Annotated in this window: 5 protein-coding genes; 2 read left to right on the top strand and 3 right to left on the bottom strand. The window is 76.7% G+C overall.

Annotated elements, in window-relative coordinates; translation table 11 throughout:
- Positions 1–90: 90 nt before the first annotated feature.
- Both A8713_RS01580 and A8713_RS01575 read right to left on the bottom strand, forming a co-directional pair.
- Positions 91–1,698 (bottom strand): alpha/beta hydrolase, encoded by a 1,608-nt coding sequence (locus tag A8713_RS01580; RefSeq protein ID WP_079158792.1) that lies wholly within the window; start codon positions 1,696–1,698, stop codon positions 91–93.
- A gap of 145 nt (positions 1,699–1,843) precedes the next feature.
- Positions 1,844–4,627 (bottom strand): helix-turn-helix transcriptional regulator, encoded by a 2,784-nt coding sequence (locus A8713_RS01575; protein ID WP_064531044.1) that lies wholly within the window; start codon positions 4,625–4,627, stop codon positions 1,844–1,846.
- Between the two features lie 191 nt (positions 4,628–4,818).
- Here A8713_RS01575 and A8713_RS01570 point away from each other — a divergent pair, with 191 nt between their 5' ends.
- Both A8713_RS01570 and A8713_RS01565 read left to right on the top strand, forming a co-directional pair.
- Complete coding sequence (locus tag A8713_RS01570) at positions 4,819–5,733, top strand: MBL fold metallo-hydrolase (RefSeq protein ID WP_064531043.1); 915 nt, start codon at positions 4,819–4,821, stop codon at positions 5,731–5,733.
- Positions 5,734–5,777: 44 nt separating this feature from the next.
- Entirely contained in the window at positions 5,778–7,325 is a 1,548-nt protein-coding gene (locus A8713_RS01565) for a carboxylesterase/lipase family protein (RefSeq protein WP_064531042.1), read from the top strand.
- Positions 7,326–7,379: 54 nt separating this feature from the next.
- Here the strand turns inward: A8713_RS01565 and A8713_RS32890 are convergent, their stop codons facing one another.
- Complete coding sequence (locus A8713_RS32890; protein WP_064531041.1) at positions 7,380–16,322, bottom strand: type I polyketide synthase; 8,943 nt, start codon at positions 16,320–16,322, stop codon at positions 7,380–7,382.
- Positions 16,323–16,348 lie beyond the last annotated feature (26 nt).

Genomic DNA, 16,348 nt, shown 5'->3' with positions numbered 1-16,348 from the left:
GCCCCGGAACCCACCGGTGAGGTGAGGTCCGGGGCCCGCCCTTGAGGGCCGCGAGGGCCGCGAGGGCGCGCGTGAGCCGGGTCGGCCGGGTCAGTCGGTGTAGACCGTGCCCCGCGGCGGGGTCCGGCCGGTGACCAGGTAGTCGTCGATGGCGTCCCGCGTACGGCTGGTGCCGTGGGCCAGATAGCTGGTGTGGCCGTCGCCGTCGCGGGTCGCCAGCACACCGGAGGGCAGCGCGCGCTCCAGCCGCACGGCCCACGGATAGGCCGTCGACGGGTCGTGGGTCGCGTTGGTGATCAGGATCGGCGGGGCACCGTGCACATGCAGCGGCCGGGGCGGATTCGTCACCGGCGCGGGCCAGCCGGCGCAGCCCGCCAGAATGGTCCACGACTGCGACGCGCCGCCCAGCCGGGGCGCCGCCGCCTGCCCGGCCCGCCGCAGCCGCCGCAGGTCGTCGAGGGTCCGCACCGGCGTCGGCCAGTCCTGGCACTCGATCGCGAGGGCGCTGCCGTTGGCGACGCGGTCGCTCGGACCGGCGGCCAGGGCCGGGGAGAACGCGGAGCCGTCACCGTCGCGCGCCCGGCCCAGCGCGAGTGCCAGATCCGCCCGGCGGACCGGGAACAGCAGCAGGTTCTGCAGACCGAGGAGGATGTCCTCACCGGTCACCGAGGTCCGGCAGTCGCCGTCCTCGGCGCACTGCGGGGCCGGGATCGGGGTGTGGTCGGCCTTCGTCACCAACTCGTCCACGAGACGCCCCACATCGGTGCCGTGCAGCGAGCACGAGGTGTCCCGCGCGCACCAGTCGGCGAACCGGTCGAGGGAGTCCTCGTAGGCGTGGGTCTCGCCGCGCATCAGCGCCGGAGTGGACAGCGAGTGGTCGAGGGCGCCGTCCAGCGCCATGGTCCGGACGCGGTCGGGGAACAGTTCGGCGTAGGTCGCGCCCAGCTGCGAACCGTAGGACAGGCCCAGGTAGTTGAGCTTGCCCTGCCCCAGGGCCCTGCGCAGCAGTTCGAGGTCGCGTGCCGCGCTGACGGTGTCCACATGGTCCAGCAGGGGGCCGGTCAGCCGGCGGCAGCTCTCGCCCAGCTCCCGGTTCCGCTCCACCAGGCGCCGGAACGCGGCCTCGTCCTCGGGGAACAGCGACACCTGCCGGTTTAGCAGCGCCGGATCGCAGCGCACCGGACTGCTCAGGCCGACACCGCGCGGATCCACACCGATCACGTCGAAGTGCTCCCGGGTGGCGGCGGAGAACAACCGCGCGCCCATGGCCTCGCCGTACAGGAACTCCGTGCCCGACCCGCCCGGACCGCCCGGATCGAAGAACAGGCTGCCCACGGGATGCGCGCCGGTCGCCCGCAGCCGGTCCACCGTGACCGTCGTCTTCCGTCCGTCCGGGTGCGCGTGGTCCACCGGCACCTCGATGGAGGCGCACTGCAGTTCGGCGGGGGCGTCCGGGTAGGGGCAGGAGGTCCAGTGCAGGGCGGGCACCGCGGGTCCGGCGCCGGTGCGCGCGGCGGCCGTCGCCACGGGTGCGGCGGACGCGGCGGGCGCCGTCAGTGCCATGGTGGCGAACGCGGCCAGCGCGGCGGCACCCGCGGCCAGGGCCGTCCCGCGCCGCCCCGGCGGCCGGAGCCGTCCCGTCGGCCGGGCCGTGCCGCCCGGGTCCCGTGCGCCGGCCGAGTGGAGTGATGTTCTCATGCGGATCACTCTTCCCTGTTCCGGCCGCGCAGACCCTGGAGTCAGCCGGAGAGTCAGGGGTGGGGCACACCCCCCTCCCGTCGCAACTCCCCTGCGGTCACAGCTGGTTCAGACGGTGCGGACAGCGCGGACGGGCCGCCTTCCGTCAGGGCCGGCACCCCGGTGACGTGGCGGCCCCCTCGACGAGGTCGCGCAACTGGGAGCGGGCGGTGATCCCCAGCTTGGGGAAGCTGCGGTAGAGGTGCGAGCCGACCGTGCGCGGGGAGAGGAACAGCTTCTCGCCGATCTCGCGGTTGGTCAGCCCGCGCGCCGCCAGCCGCACGATCTCCTGCTGCTGCGGCGACAGCCGGGCGAGCGCGTCCGGCTCCCGGTCCATGACGCCGAGACCCGCGGCCCGCGCCTCGGCCCGCGCCCGCTCGGCCCACGGGCGTGCCCCGAGGCGCCGGAAGGTCTCCAGGGCCTCGCCGAGCGGCGCCCGCGCCTCCGCGATACGCCGCCGGCGCCGCAGCCACTCGGCGAGGTCCAGCCGGGCCCGCGCCAGTTCGAAGGGCCAGTGCTCCAGCTCCGGGTCGGCAAGGGCCGCCCGGAAGTGCGTCTCGGCCGCGTCCTCCGCACCGGCCAGCAGTCCTCGCGCCCGGCTGACCAGCGCCCGCAGCCGGGGCGAGGCGTCGTCCCCGAGGTCGCGGGCGCAGCGCTCCACGACCACCGCGGCCCCGGCCCGCCGCCCGCTGCGCGCCGCCGCGGCGGCCAGCTCCGCGAGCGCCGGATATGAGGCGTGGTAGTGGACGGGCGCGCCCTCGGCGGTGAAGACCGTACGGAGTCGGTCGTACGCCGCTTCGAAGTCGCCCTCCGCGAGGTCGGCGGCACCGAGCGCGCGCCGGGCGTACACCGTCACCGAACGGCTCTCCAGCGGGTCGACCAACGCGAGTGCCTCCGCGGCGCGGGCGCGGGCCGCCGCCGTGTCGCCCTGGTGGGCCAGCACCATGGCGTCCACGGCCGCGGCGCAGGACACGGCGTGGTCGAGGCCCGTCGCCGCCGCGAGGGCGGCGCTGCGCGCGCAGGCCTGCCGGGCGCGCTCCCAGCGGCCCTGGTCCACATAGCTCCAGGTGGCCGCGCCGCCCAGACCGTCCGGCAGCGGCCCGCGCGAACCCCAGCGGTCGAACGCCTCGTCGAAGGCGCGGACGGCCAGCGGCGTCTCGTCCAGCAGCCAGGCCATCACCCCGAGAGCGGCGAGCCGGTCGGGCCGCCGCCGCGCCTCGGCCGCCATCCACGGCAGCACGCCGAGCAGTTCCGCCCGGTCCGCGAACGGATCGCACACGGCCCGCACCCAGGTGCGCAGCCAGTCGCGTGACGGGTCCTCCGGCAGGCGCCGCAGCACGTCCTCGATCCGCCGCCGCTGGACGTCGCGTCCGCAGTAGAAGCGGACCACCACCGCGTCGGCGAGGAGGTCCAGGGCGGTGTCGGGCCGTACGAGGCACAACTCCTCGGCGGCGTCGGCCAGTCGGGCGAAGACCACGGTGTGCCGTACGGTCAGTGCCGCCAGCCGGCCCGCCAGCGCGGCGATGTCCGCCAGCAGCGACGGGTCGTCAGTGCGGGCCCGTACCGCGGCGGCCAGCTCTTCCACCCGGTCGAGGTCGCCGGTGAGCACGGCCTCCTCGGCGGCGGCCACCAGCAGTCGCGCGCCGTCCGCGCGGTCCGGCGCCAGCTCCGCCGCACGGTGCAGCGCCTCGGCCGCCGCCGCGTGCCCGCCCCGGCGCCGCGCCGGGCCCACGGTCCGCTCCAGTTCCGCGGAGACGGCCGCGTCCGGAAGAGCCGTCGCGGCGGCCAGGTGCCAGGCCCGCCGGTCCGGCTCCTCGTCCAGCAGGCCGGCGAGCGCCCGATGGGCCTCGCGCCGGGCGTCGAAGGGCGCGGCGTGGTACACGGCGGACCGCAGCAGCGGATGACCGAACCGCGGGCCGCGGCCGGTGCGCCGCACCAGCCCGGCCCGTTCGGCGGCCGCCCACGCCGCGTCCCCGGCGTCCGCGAGCACGGCCGCGAGAGCGGGGGAGTCGGCGGGTTCCAGCGCGGCGAGGCGCAGCAGGGCCCGGCGGGCGGCGGCGGGCAGCGCGCCGAGCGGGGCGGCGTGGATCCGCTCCAGGTGGGCGGCGAGCGGCAGCGGGCCCACCGGTCCGGCCGCGTCCGTGGTGGCGCTCCCCGCCAGCTCGGTGAGCGCCAGCGGATTGCCTTCGGCCTGGGCGAGGATCCGCGCCCGGAGCCGGCCGGTGGGGCGGTCGGGACGCAGGTCCAGCAGCCGGCCGGCCGCGGCGGCGTCGAGCGGCCCCAGGGTGAGTGCCGTCGCCCGCGGGCCGAGGACCGGCAGGGCGTCACCGGGGCGGGCCGCGACCAGCATCGTGACCGGCTCGCCCGCCAGCCGCCGGGCCACGAACGACAGCACCTCCAGGGAGGCGCGGTCGCACCACTGCGCGTCGTCCACCGCCACGAGCAGCGGGCACCGGCCGCCCAGGGCCGAGAGCAGGTCCAGCACGGCGACACCGGCCGCCATGACACCGCCGTCCGCCGCGACCGGCCGGGCCGCGAGCACTCCGCGCAGTACCTCCCGCCGCTCCCCGGCCAGCTCCAGCCCGTCCCACTCCGCCGCCGAGGGCCGCAGCAACTGGTGCAGCGCGGCGAACGGCAGCCCCTTCTCGGGCTCGCTGCCCTCGGCGCGCAGCACGCGCACGCCCGCCGCCGGGGCCCGGCGCACCGCCCGCTCCAGCAGCGCGCTCTTCCCCGTGCCCGGCTCGCCGAGGAGCAGCAGCACCGGATCGGGCGACGGCATGTCCAACGCGCGCAGAACGCGCGACAGTTCCGCCTCGCGGCCGACGAGAGGCGGGCCCCCGTCCGTCTCGGGGCCGACGGCCGCCCGGCCGCCGTCCGCGTGCTCGTCCACGGAGTCTCCCGGAGTCGTGGCCCGCCGAGCGGAGCCGCCTCGCCCTTGCCCGCTCCAGGCTACCGGCGGGCCCGGCCGGACCTCCCCGGGGCGCTCGGGCGGGTGCAGTCATGTGACCGATACCCGCCGCACCGGCCCCGCTCCTACGGTTCCGGAAAAGCCCGCACACCGGTGAGGAAGAGAGAAGAGAAATGGAAAGCATCGAATTCGGCGACATCACCGTCACCCGGATCCGGGAATATTACGGACCCATCGGATTCACTCCCGCGGACATCGTCCCCGACGTACCGAAGGAGACCTGGCAGGACGCGCGTTCCTGGCTCGTCCCGCATTTCCTGGACCCCGGGACACAGGTCGTGAACGCCGCCGTCCAGACGTGGCTGATACGCAGCGAAGGCAGGAACATCCTCGTCGACACCGGCGCGGGCAACCACAAGGAACGTCCGTACGCGCAGCTCTGGAGCCACCTGGACACCGATTTCCTGGCCCGGCTCGAACAGGCCGGAGTCCGCCCCGAGGACGTCGACATCGTGATCAACACGCATCTCCACAACGACCACGTCGGCTGGAACACCGTCCTGGAGGACCGGCACTGGGTCCCCACTTTCCCCAACGCCACCTATCTCATCCCGAAGACCGAATTCGACTTCTGGAACCCGGACAACGGCCACACCCCGACGATCGGCCGCGGAAATCAGAACGTCTTCGAGGACAGCGTGGCCCCCGTGCACCGGGCGGGCCTGACAGTGCTGTGGGAGGACAGCCACCGCATCGACGCCGGGCTGCGTCTGGAGGCGGCGCCCGGACACACCCCGGGCTCCTCCGTGCTGACCCTGGCCTCCGGGTCCGACCGCGCGGTGTTCGTCGGCGATCTGCTGCACAGCCCGGCGCAGATCCTCGAACCGGACGCCAACAGCTGCTTCTGCGAGGACCCCGCGGGCGCCCGCGCCACCCGCCGCAGGATCCTCGGCTGGGCCGCCGACCACCACGCCCTCGTCGTCCCCGCGCACTTCGGCGGGCACGGCGCCGCCGAAGTCGTGCGGGACGGAAGCAAGTTCGCCGTCAAGGGCTGGGCACCGCTCACCCCGTACACCGACCACGACTGAGCCTCGTGAAAGGCACACCTGTGAGTCCCGTGAAAGGCACACCTGTGCACCATCGCCCGGACCCCGTCGTCACCACCGGGCAGGGCGCCGTCCGCGGCCTGCGCCAGGACGACGGCACCCTCGCCTTCCACGGCATCCCCTACGCCGCCCCGCCCCGCGGCGCCGGCCGGTTCGCCGCACCGCGGCCGCACCCGCCCTGGTCCGGCGTGCGCGACGCCACCGCACCGGGACCCACCGCGCCCCAGTCCGCCCGGAGCCTCGGCAGGGTCGACATGTCCCCCTACTTCGGGCCCGGTTGGGTCCGAGGCGAGGACTACCTCACCGTGGACGTCCGGACGCCCGGTGTCCCGGACACTCCCGGCGCGCCCGGCACTCCTGGCATCCCCGGTACTCCCGGAGCCGCCGAACGCGGCCTGCCCGTCATGGTGTTCGTCCACGGCGGCGGATTCGTCGCCGGCTCGACCCGCTCGCCGCTGTACGACGGCACCGCCTTCGCCCGGAACGGCGTCGTCCTCGTCACCGTCAACCACCGGCTCGGCATCGCCGGGTTCCTCGACCTGCTCGGGGCCCCCGCCAACCGCGGCCTGCTCGACGTGGTCGCCGCCCTGCGCTGGGTCCGCGCGAACATCGCCGCGTTCGGCGGCGACCCCGGCAACGTGACCCTGTTCGGGCAGTCGGCCGGGGCGACTCTTGTCGGCGGTGTCCTCGCCGCCCCCGAGGCCGGAGGACTCCTGCGCCGGGCGATCGTCCAGAGCGGCAGCGGCCTGGGCGCGTTCACCCCCGAGCAGGCCGCCCGGGTCACCGCGGCCGCCGCCCGGATCCTCGGCGCCGCACCGCACGCGGACGCCTTCGCCGGCCTGCCCGACGAACATCTGGTCGAGGCCGCCGCCGGACTCACGGGCATCGACCTGCGCACCGCCACCGACCACGACCCGCTCTTGGGCCTCAGCCCCTTCGGCCTGGTCCTCGGCACCCAGCCCGCCCGGTCCGTGGCCGCCGGGCTCGGCGCCGGAGTCGACCTGCTCATCGGGACCAACACCGAGGAGGGAAACCTCTATCTGGTCCCCGTCGACGCGTACGCCCGCTCCACCGAAGCGGACGTGCACGACACGGCGGCGCGCGCCCACCCCGATCCGGACCGGCTGGTCGCGGCGCACCGGACCGCGCGCCCCGGGGCGTCACCCGGCGCCCTGCGGTCCGCCGTCCTCGGCGACGCCCTGTTCGGCGCGGGCAGCCGCGCCCTGGCGGAGGCCCACGTGGCACACCCCGGATCCGCCACCTACGCCTACGAGTTCGCCTGGCGCTCCGCCGCCCTGGGTGGCGCGCTGGGCGCCGCCCACGCGGTGGAACTCCCCTTCGTCTTCGACCGCGTCCGCCTTCCCGCGCTGCGCGGCGCCGACGGCCTGCTCGGCCCCGGAGAACCCCCGGCAGGGCTCGCGGCCCGGATGCACGGCGCCTGGATCCGCTTCGCCCGCACCGGCGACCCCGGCTGGGACCCGTACGGCACCGCGCGCCGGACCACGATGCGCATCGGCACCGAATGGACCCAGGCCGACGATCCGCGCCGGGCCGAACGGCTGGCCTGGACCTGACCGGCGCCCACCTCGCCCCGAGATGCCCGGACGCCGTCGCTGTCGTCGTCGGCGTCAGACCGCCCCGGCCAGCCAGTCGTGGACGGCGAGCGCGGTCGTCCGGGCGTGCTCCTCCAGCAGTGTGAAGTGGTCGCCGGGCACGGTGACCTCGGTGTGCGGCAGCGGCCAGACCGGAGCGGGTCCGGTACCGGGCAGCGGGTCCCGCGCGCGGACGAACAGCGTGGGCGCGGCGAGCCGTTGCGGCGCCCAGCCGGCGAACAGCTCCGCGTACCGGGCCATGGCCGTCAGCCGGTCCGGCTCGGCGGAGGCGAACCGCGCCGCCCGGCGCAGCATGTCCACCGTCATCGCGGGCAGCGCCTGTTCCCGGTCCGCGTCCGGGCTCGGGTGGGTGTCGAGCAGGACCACGGCTCGGGGCGCTGCCCCGTCGGCGGCCAGCCGCTCCGCCACCGCCTGTGCCACCCAGCCACCCGCCGAGCGGCCCAGCAGCACCACCGGACCGCCGTCCGCGACCGCCCGGACCGCCGCCGCCTGGGCGGTCAGGAGGGCGTCCAGGGTGGCGGGCAGCGCCTCCCCGGCGCCGAACCCCGGGTGCCGCAGCGCCGACACCGGGCGCAGGTCCCGCAGTCCGGCGCCGAGACGGGCGTACTCCTGCGGTCCGGAGAGCGCGCTGAGGGCGGGGAAGCAGACCAGCCGGGGACCGGCGGTGTCCGGTGCGAGCGGCACCGGGCCGTGCGCCTCCGCGGCGGCCCCGGCACGGTCGAAGACCGGCCGGAAGCGGGCCGCGACGGTCAGCAGCACCATGCCGTCCCAGGTCCGTCCCTGGGCGCAGGCCGTACGGAAGAGCCCGCCCAGGGAGTCCGGTGCGGGTTTGTCGTGCCCCGGGGACTCCTCGTGCGCGTCGGATCCGCTGAGAGCGGATCCGCTGTGGGCCGGGGAGCCGTCGCATCCCGGAGCCGGAGCCGGAGCCGGAGCCGGAGCCGGAGCCGGAGCGGGGGCCGGGGCAGGAGCCGGAGCCGGGGCTGCGAGGGTGCCGACCCTCTCCGCGGCGGCCACCTCCCGGGCGTACCGCTGCGCCAGTTCGGCGGCGACCGCGCGCGGGGTCGGGAAGTCGAACAGCAGGGTGGCGGGCAGCGCCAGTCCCGTGGCGGCCGTGAGCCGGTTGCGCAGTTCGACGGCGGCCAGCGAGTCGAGTCCCTGGTCCGCGAGCAGGTCGTCCGGGTGGACGGCGTCCGCCCCCTCCGGGTGGCCCAGCACCGAGGCCGCCAGCGCCCGCACCCGCGCGAGCAGCGGTCCGGGCCGCCGGGCGAGCGGGTCACCGGCCGGGTCCGCCGGGCCGCGCACGGGCCGCGGCGGGCGGCGCCCGGCCGCCGGACCGCCGATGTGCGGGGCGCCGGGGTCACCGGACCGCAGGGCGGCCGGGTCGAGGCGGGCCGCCACCACCACCGGATCGTCCCCCGCCACCGCCGCGTCGAACAGGGCCAGGCCCTCGTCGTCGCCGAGCGGGCCGAACCCGGCGGCGGCCATCCGCCGCAGGTCCGCGTCGGTGAGGTGCGCCATCATGCCGCCGTGCTGCCGCCAGGGGCCCCAGGCGATCGAGGTGCCGGGCAGCCCGAGCAGCCGCCGGTGCCGCGCCAGCGCGTCCAGGACGCAGTTCGCCGCCGCGTAGGTGGCCTGCCCCGCCGAGCCGAACGTGCCCGCCACCGAGGAGAACAGCACGAACACGGCCAGGTCGTGCCCCCGGGTCAGCTCGTGCAGGGCGAGGGCCGCGTCCGCCTTCGGCCGCAGCACCCGCGCCAGCCTGTCGTCGGTGAGCGCCGGGACGATCCCGTCGTCCAGCACCCCGGCGGTGTGCACGATCCCGGTCAGCGGACGGTCCTCCGGTACGCCGTCGAGCAGGGCGGCGAGCGCCGTACGGTCCCCGACGTCGCACGCCCGGACGCTCACCCGGGCCCCCGCGGCACCCAGCTCCGCGACGAGTCCGTCCACCCCCGGCGCCTGCGGCCCGCGCCGGCCGGCGAGCACCAGATGCCGTACGCCGTGGGCGGTGACCAGATGCCGGGCCACCAGCGCGCCCAGGGAGCCGGTACCGCCGGTGATCACCACGGTGCCGCCGGGGTCCAGCCGCCGTCCGGTTGGGGGTCCGGCCGCCCGCCCGTGCCGTCGCCCCGCCCCTGCGCCGGGGACCCGGACCAGCTCCGGGACGTGCGCCACGCCCCGCCGTACGGCTGTCTCCGGGGCGGGGGAGGCCGCCAGGGCGGGCAGCAGCCGCCACGACGCGGGATCCCCGTCGACGTCGACGAGCGCGAAGCTGCCCGGGTTCTCCCGCAGCGCCGAGCGGACCAGGCCCCACACCGGCGTGTGCGCCGGAAGGGACGGTTCCGCCGTTGCCGGTACGGGCCCGGTGCCGTCCGCAGGGGCGGGATCCGCGCCTGCCGGGGCGACGGCGTCGCGGGTCACCACGACCAGACGGGACTTCGCCAGGCGCGGTGCGGCGAGCCACTCCCGGACCAGCCGCAGCGCCCAGGTCGCCGCCCACCGCGTCCGCCCCGCGTCGTCCCGCGCTCCCGCGTCCGTGTCCGGGGGCGCGGGGCACGGCGCGACGACCACGGGCGGCGGGGTGCCGAGGGAACCGAGCGCGGCGAGGGCGGCATGTACGGGAACACCCGATCCCGGGGGAGCCAGGGCGTCCACCAGCGGTGTGCCGGTCTCGCCCAGCACACCCCAGTGCGGCACCGCCTCCGACTGCGGCGCCCCGTCCGCCGGTACCCAGTCCACCCGGTGCAGCCCCCCGGCGAGCGTGCCCGCCGACTGGGAGGTGGGAGAGGAGAGCTGACGTAGCGTCAGCGCGTCGACGGACGCCACCGGCACACCCGCCTCGTCGGCGAGGTCCACCCGCCACCGCCCCTCCCGGCCGGGCGCGATCCGTACCCGCAGCCGCCGCACATCGGCAGCGGGCCTGTGCAGACGGACCCCGTCGAAGGCGAAGGGCAGGGCGGGACGGGACGTGTCACCACCGGGCCGGTCCCCGGCATCCGTGGTGGTGCCGTGGAGCGCCAGGGCGTGCAGCGCGGCGTCGAACAGGGCGGGATGCAGGGCGAAGTCCCGAGTGAGGCCCTGAGCGAGGCCCTGACCGAGGCCCTGCTCGGAACCGGCCGCCGGAGCGTGGGCGGTCGCGGCCGTGGGCAGGACGACATCGGCGTACAGCTCCTGCCCGCGCCGCCAACCGGCCCGCAGGCCACGGAAGGCGGGCCCGTAGCGCAGCCCGTCCCCGGCAAGACGCTCGTACGGATCCCGGCCCCTGCCATCGGCGGACGACGACGGCGACGACGGCGACAGCGGTGGCAGCGGTGGCAGCGGAAGCGCGCCGGACGGCGGCCAGGTCGTCCCGTTCCCGGACATGGCGGACCCCGCGAACTCCTCGCCGTCCGGATGCGGATCCGCAGGGGCGTGCTCCGGTGGCTCCAGCGTGCCCGAGGCGTGCCGCTGCCACGGCCGGTCGCCCGCCGGAGTGTGCGGCCGGGCGTGGAACAGCACGGTCCGCCGCCTGCGCGCGTCCGGTCCCGCCACCTTGATCTGGACCTCCACCGCGCTGTCGGACGGCAACACCAGGGGCGCGGTCAGGGTGAGTTCGCCGAGGACGGGCGTCCCGGCGGCGGCACCGGAGTACAGGGCCATCTCCACGAAGGCGGTCGCGGGCAACAGGACCGACCCGGCCACCATGTGATCGGCCAGCCAGGGCTGGTCGCGCACCGACAGCAGCCCGCCCAGCAGCAGCCCGCCGTCATCGGCCGTCGTGACGCGAGTGCGCAGGAACGGATGGACCGGACCGGCGCCCGGCGGCGCGGCGACGCCGGACGGTGTGGGCGCAGATGCCGCGGATGCCGTGGAGGCGGCGGAAGGGTGCGGCGGGGCCGCGTCGAGCCAGTGGCGGCGGCGCTGGAAGGCGTACGTCGGCAGGGGGACGCGGCGGCCGCCGCGACCGGCGAACACGGCCCGCCAGTCGACCGGCACCCCATGGGTGTGCAGTGCGGCAAGGGTGTCGAGGACGGACTCCGCCTCCGGCCGTGCCCCGCGCAGCGTGGACAGCAGCAGCGTCGGCGCGGTCCGCCCGGTGCCCGCCTCCGTGCCCGCACCCCTTCCGGCACCGTCCCCGCCGTCCGTGCCGTCCCCGCCGTCCGTGCCGTCGACGTCGTTCGTGCCGTCTGCGCCGCCTCCCTGCTCCGGGGCCGCCGGGGCCGGTCCGGGCGCGGCCAGGCAGCGGCGGACCAGGCCGGTGAGTACCCCGTCCGGGCCCAGTTCGACATAGTGCGCCGCACCCCGGTCCCGCAACCGGGCCACGGAGTCGGCGAAGCGGACCGGGCGGCGGACGTGGTCCACCCAGAACTCCGCCGTGGCCACCTCCGCGCCGGTGGCCGCCCGGCCCGGCGACACGGCCATGACCAGCGGCAGGCGCGGCGCGGCGAAGTCGAGGTCCCGCACCGCCTCCGAGAAGTCGGCCAGCATGGGATCCATGCGTGCGGAGTGGAAGGCATGGCTCACCCGCAGGTGCGTCACCGGCCGGCCGCGTTCCCGGAAGTACGCGGCCGTCTCCCGCACCGCGTCCAGGTCCCCGGAGACGACCACCGAGGCGGGCCCGTTGACCGCGGCGATCTCCACCGCGCCGCCCGTCCCGGCGAGCGCATCGGCCACCTCGTCGGCACCGGCGGCGACGGAGGCCATGCCGCCGCCCGGCGGCAGCGCGTCCATCAGCCGTCCTCGGGCCGCCACCAGCGTGCAGGCGTCCGCCAGGGACAGCACCCCGGCGGCATGGGCGGCGGCCACCTCGCCCACCGAGTGCCCGGCCACCAGGTCAGGGCGCACCCCCCACTCCTCGAACTGCCGGAACAGGGCCGTCTCGACGGCGAGGAGCGCGGGCTGCGCGAACCGGGTCGTCTCCAGCAGCGCCGCCTTCTCCGTCCCGGCGTCGGCGAACACGACGTCCCGCAGGGGGACGGGAAGCAGCGGATCGAGCAGCGCGCAGCACGCCTCGAACGACCGGGCGAAGGCCGGGAACTGCCCACGCGCGGCAGACAATTCACGGCCCATGCCGAGGCGTTGGCTGCCCTGACCGGTGAAGAGGAAAGCCAGTGGACCACGGCTGCGGGAACTTCCCCTGCGCACCCCTGCCTTGGTCTCACCGTCCGCCAGCAGCCGCAGCGAGTCGAGCAGTCCGGCACGGTCGCGGGCCACCGCCACGGCCCGGTGCTCGAAGGCCGTGCGGGTGGTGGCGAGCGAGTGGCCGAGGTCCACCGGCGCGGCATCGGGTCGGGCGCCGACGTACTCGTACAGCCGCCGTGCCTGGGCCCGCAGGCCCGCCTCGGTCCGCGCCGAGACCGGCAACGGCACGGGAACCGGTTCCGGCGCCGCCGACGTGGGGAGCGCCGCCGCCGTCGGTGACGGCGGGGAAGCGTCGGGATCCGCCGGGGGCTCCTCCAGCACCACATGGGCGTTGGTGCCGCTGATCCCGAAGGAGGACACCCCGGCCCGGCGCGGGCGCTCCGTCACCGGCCACTCCACCGGCCGGTTCAGCAGCGCCACCCGTCCCGACGACCAGTCGATCCGGGGGGAGGGCGCGTCGGCGTGCAGCGTGCGCGGCAGCACACCGTGCGCCATCGCCTGCACCGTCTTGATGACACCGGCCACCCCGGCGGCGGCCTGCGTGTGCCCGATGTTCGACTTCACCGAGCCCAGCCGCAGGGGGCGTTCGCGCGGCTGCCGCCCGTACACCTCCAGGAACGCCTCCGCCTCGATGACATCGCCCAGCCGGGTCCCCGTACCGTGCGCCTCCACCGCGTCGATGTCCCCGGGCGCCAGGCCCGCGTCCGCGAGGGCCTGGCGGATCACCCGCTGCTGCGCCGGGCCGTGCGGTGCCGTCAGGCCGTTGCTCGCCCCGTCCTGGTTGACCGCCGAGCCGCGTACCACGGCCAGGACGGAGAGTCCGGCGCGCCGCGCCTGCGAGCGGCGGCACAGCAGCAGCATTCCGGCGCCCTCGGCCCACCCCGTGCCGTCGGCGGCCGCGCCGAACGCCTTGCAGCGGCCGTCCGGTGCCAGCGCCCGCTGCCGGCTGAACTCCACGAACGACGAGGGTCCCGACATCACCGTCGCCCCTCCGGCCAGCGCGTACACACACTCGCCCCGGCGCAGCGACTGCGCCGCCAGGTGCAGGGCCACCAGGGACGACGAGCACGCCGTGTCCACGGTGACCGCCGGGCCTTCGAGCCCCAGGGTGTAGGAGATCCGGCCGGAGGCGACGCTGCCCGCGTTGCCGATGCTCAGATACCCCTCGACCTGCTCGGGCGTCCGTGTGAGCCGTCCCGCGTAGTCGCTGTACATCAGACCGGCGTAGACCCCGGTCGCGGTGCCGCGCAGGGCGCGCGGCAGGATCCCGGCGTGCTCGACGGCCTCCCAGGCCACTTCGAGCAGCAGCCGGTGCTGCGGGTCCATGGCCGTCGCCTCGCGCGGGGAGATACCGAAGAAACCCGGATCGAAGAGGTCCACGCCGGACAGGAAGCCGCCCTCGCGCACATACGTCCGGCCCGGCCGCCCCGGGTCCGGGTCGTACAGCGCCTCGGTGTCCCAGCCGCGGTCGGTGGGGAACGGGCCGATGGCGTCCCGCCCCTCGGCGACCAGTCGCCACAGCTCCTCGGGGGAGGTCACGCCCCCCGGGTAGCGGCAGGCCATGCCCACGATCACCACAGGATCTTCGTCCGGCGGGGCCGCGGCCCGGCGCGCGGGCGGGACCGCGGCGGGCGCGGCGGCGCTCCGCGCCCGAAGGTGGGCGGCGAGCGCGGCGGCCGTGGGGAAGTCGAAGGCGACGGCCTCGCCGAGCGGCAGACCGGTCGCCGTCGACAGCCGCTCGCGCAGCGCCGTCGCAGCCAGCGAGTCCATGCCCAGGTCCCGCAGGGCCGTGCCCGGATCCACCGCCCCCGGCGCACAGCCGAGCACAGCCGCCGCCTCCCGCCGCACGAGGCCCAGCAGATCCGCGGTCGTTCCTTCGACGGCGGCCGGCCCCCCGGGCGTACTGGGCTCTCCGGCCGCGCCCGATCCGTCGACCGCGCCTGACCCTTCGGCCGTATCTGGTCGTCCGGCCGTACTGGGCTCTCCGGCCGCGCCCAACCCGTCGACCGCGCTTAACCCTTTGCCCGTACCTGGTCGTCCGGCCGTACCGGATCCGTCGGCCGTGTCCGGCTCTCCGGCCGCAGCCGACTCCTCGGGCGCACCCGGTCCTCCCGCAGAGGCCGGTCCTCCGGCAGAGGCCGGCCCCCCGGCCGCCATCGGCACTCCCGCCACGTCGTCCGCCTCCAGCGGCCGTGCCGGGCGGTCGGCGAGGGCGGACCGCACGATCTTCCCGGAGGCGGTGCGGGGGATGTGCCCGACCTCGTACAGGCCGGCGGGCACCTTGGCGGCGGACAGCTCCGCGCGGCAGGCGGCGAGGATCCGGCCCCGGTCAAGACCGGCCCCGCCCGGCGCGGCGACCAGCTGGGCCACCGGCACCTCGCCGAAGAGCGGGTGGGGACGGCCGTACACCGCGGCGTCCGCCACCTCGGGCAGCCGCCGCAGCACGGCCTCCACCTCGGCCGGATGCACGTTCACCCCGCCCCGGACGATCAGATCGCCCGCCCGTCCGGTGATCACGATGTCGCCGCGGGCGTCGATCCGGGCCAGGTCGCCCGTGCGGAACCAGCCGTCGCGCAGCACCTCGGCGGTGGCCTCGGGGCGGTCGTGGTACCCGGGCATGACACCGGGCCCGCTCACCCACAGCTCGCCCTCGCCGGTGTCCCGCCCGTCCGCGCCGCCACCGACGCGGACCCGGGTGCCGGGCAGCACCCGGCCGCACGAACCGGGGGCGGTCGCCTCGCCCGGCGCCGCCATGGTGACCGGCCCCGCCTCGGTGCTGCCGTAGTGCTCCAGGAACGGCACCCCGCAGACCGTCTCGAACGCCCTGCGGAACCCGGCGCCCGCCGGGGCGCCGCCGCTGACACAGCCCCGCAGCGCCGGTGTGCCCAGCCCGCGCCCGCGCCCGCGCCCGTCCCCGTCGTCCCCGTCCCCGTCGTCCCCGTCCTCGGCCCCCGCCTCGCGCCGGACCGCGTCGAGCAGCGCCGAGCAGGTCGTCGGCACCCCGCCGAGCAGGGTGTACGGGGCGTCCTCGCGGCGCAGTTCGCCGAGCACCTCCGCCACCGAGAACCGGTCCGGCAGCACCGCGCTCGCCCCGCTCGCGGTCACTCCGAGGACGCAGACCACCTGGCTCATGGCGTGGTGCAGGGGCAGCGGCCACAGCAGCCGGTCCCGTTCGCCCAGACCCAGGACGCCGACCAGGCCCGCGGCGACGCACGACAGACGGTTGCGCTGGGTCGACAGGACCCCCTTGGGGACACCCGAGGACCCGGACGTGTAGAGCAGCCAGGCCACCTCGTCGAGACCGAGGTCGTCCCGCGCGGGCACACCCGGCTCCGTACCGGCCAGGTCCTCGTACCGCAGCGCGCGCGGGACACCGGCCGCCGCCGCTTCCGCGGGGCCGCTCTCCGCCCCCGGCGCGGGGTCCGTCCCGGCGCCGGACACCGCGACCACCGTGAGTCCGGGGCGGGACAGCAGCCCGGGGTGGCGCGTCAGCCGGTCGTCGTCGGTGACGAGCACGCGTGCCGCGCAGTCGTCCAGCAGCCGGGCCGCCTCCGCCCCGGTGCTCCCGGGATCCAGCGGTACGCCCACACCACTCGCACGGGTGACGGCGAGCAGGCTCTCGACGGCCTCCACCCGGTTGCCGAGCAGGATCGCCACCCGCTCGCCCCGCGCCAGTCCGAGCCGCGCCAGGTGGCCGGCCAGCCGTCCGGCGCGCCGCTCCAGCGCACGGTAGGACAGCCGCGTACGCCGGTCCTGGAACGCGGTCTTCTCGCCGAGGCGCCGCGCATGCTCCCGCAGCGTCTCGTGCAGCGGCCTGAGGACTCCCGTGTCATCGGTCACCCGCTCGAACCCTCCTCTGTGCACCC

The organism is Streptomyces sp. SAT1 (assembly GCF_001654495.1).
Lineage (GTDB): Bacteria > Actinomycetota > Actinomycetes > Streptomycetales > Streptomycetaceae > Streptomyces > Streptomyces andamanensis.
Note: the sequence above shows the minus strand (reverse complement) of the source record. Positions and strands in the feature narration are given on the sequence as shown.

What these genes read in the sequence shown, in the direction of transcription:
- A8713_RS01580 (WP_079158792.1), bottom strand. Translation starts at nt 1,698, where the DNA reads ATGAGAACATCACTCCACTCGGCCGGCGCACGGGACCCGGGCGGCACG.
- A8713_RS01570 (WP_064531043.1), top strand. Translation starts at nt 4,819, where the DNA reads ATGGAAAGCATCGAATTCGGCGACATCACCGTCACCCGGATCCGGGAA.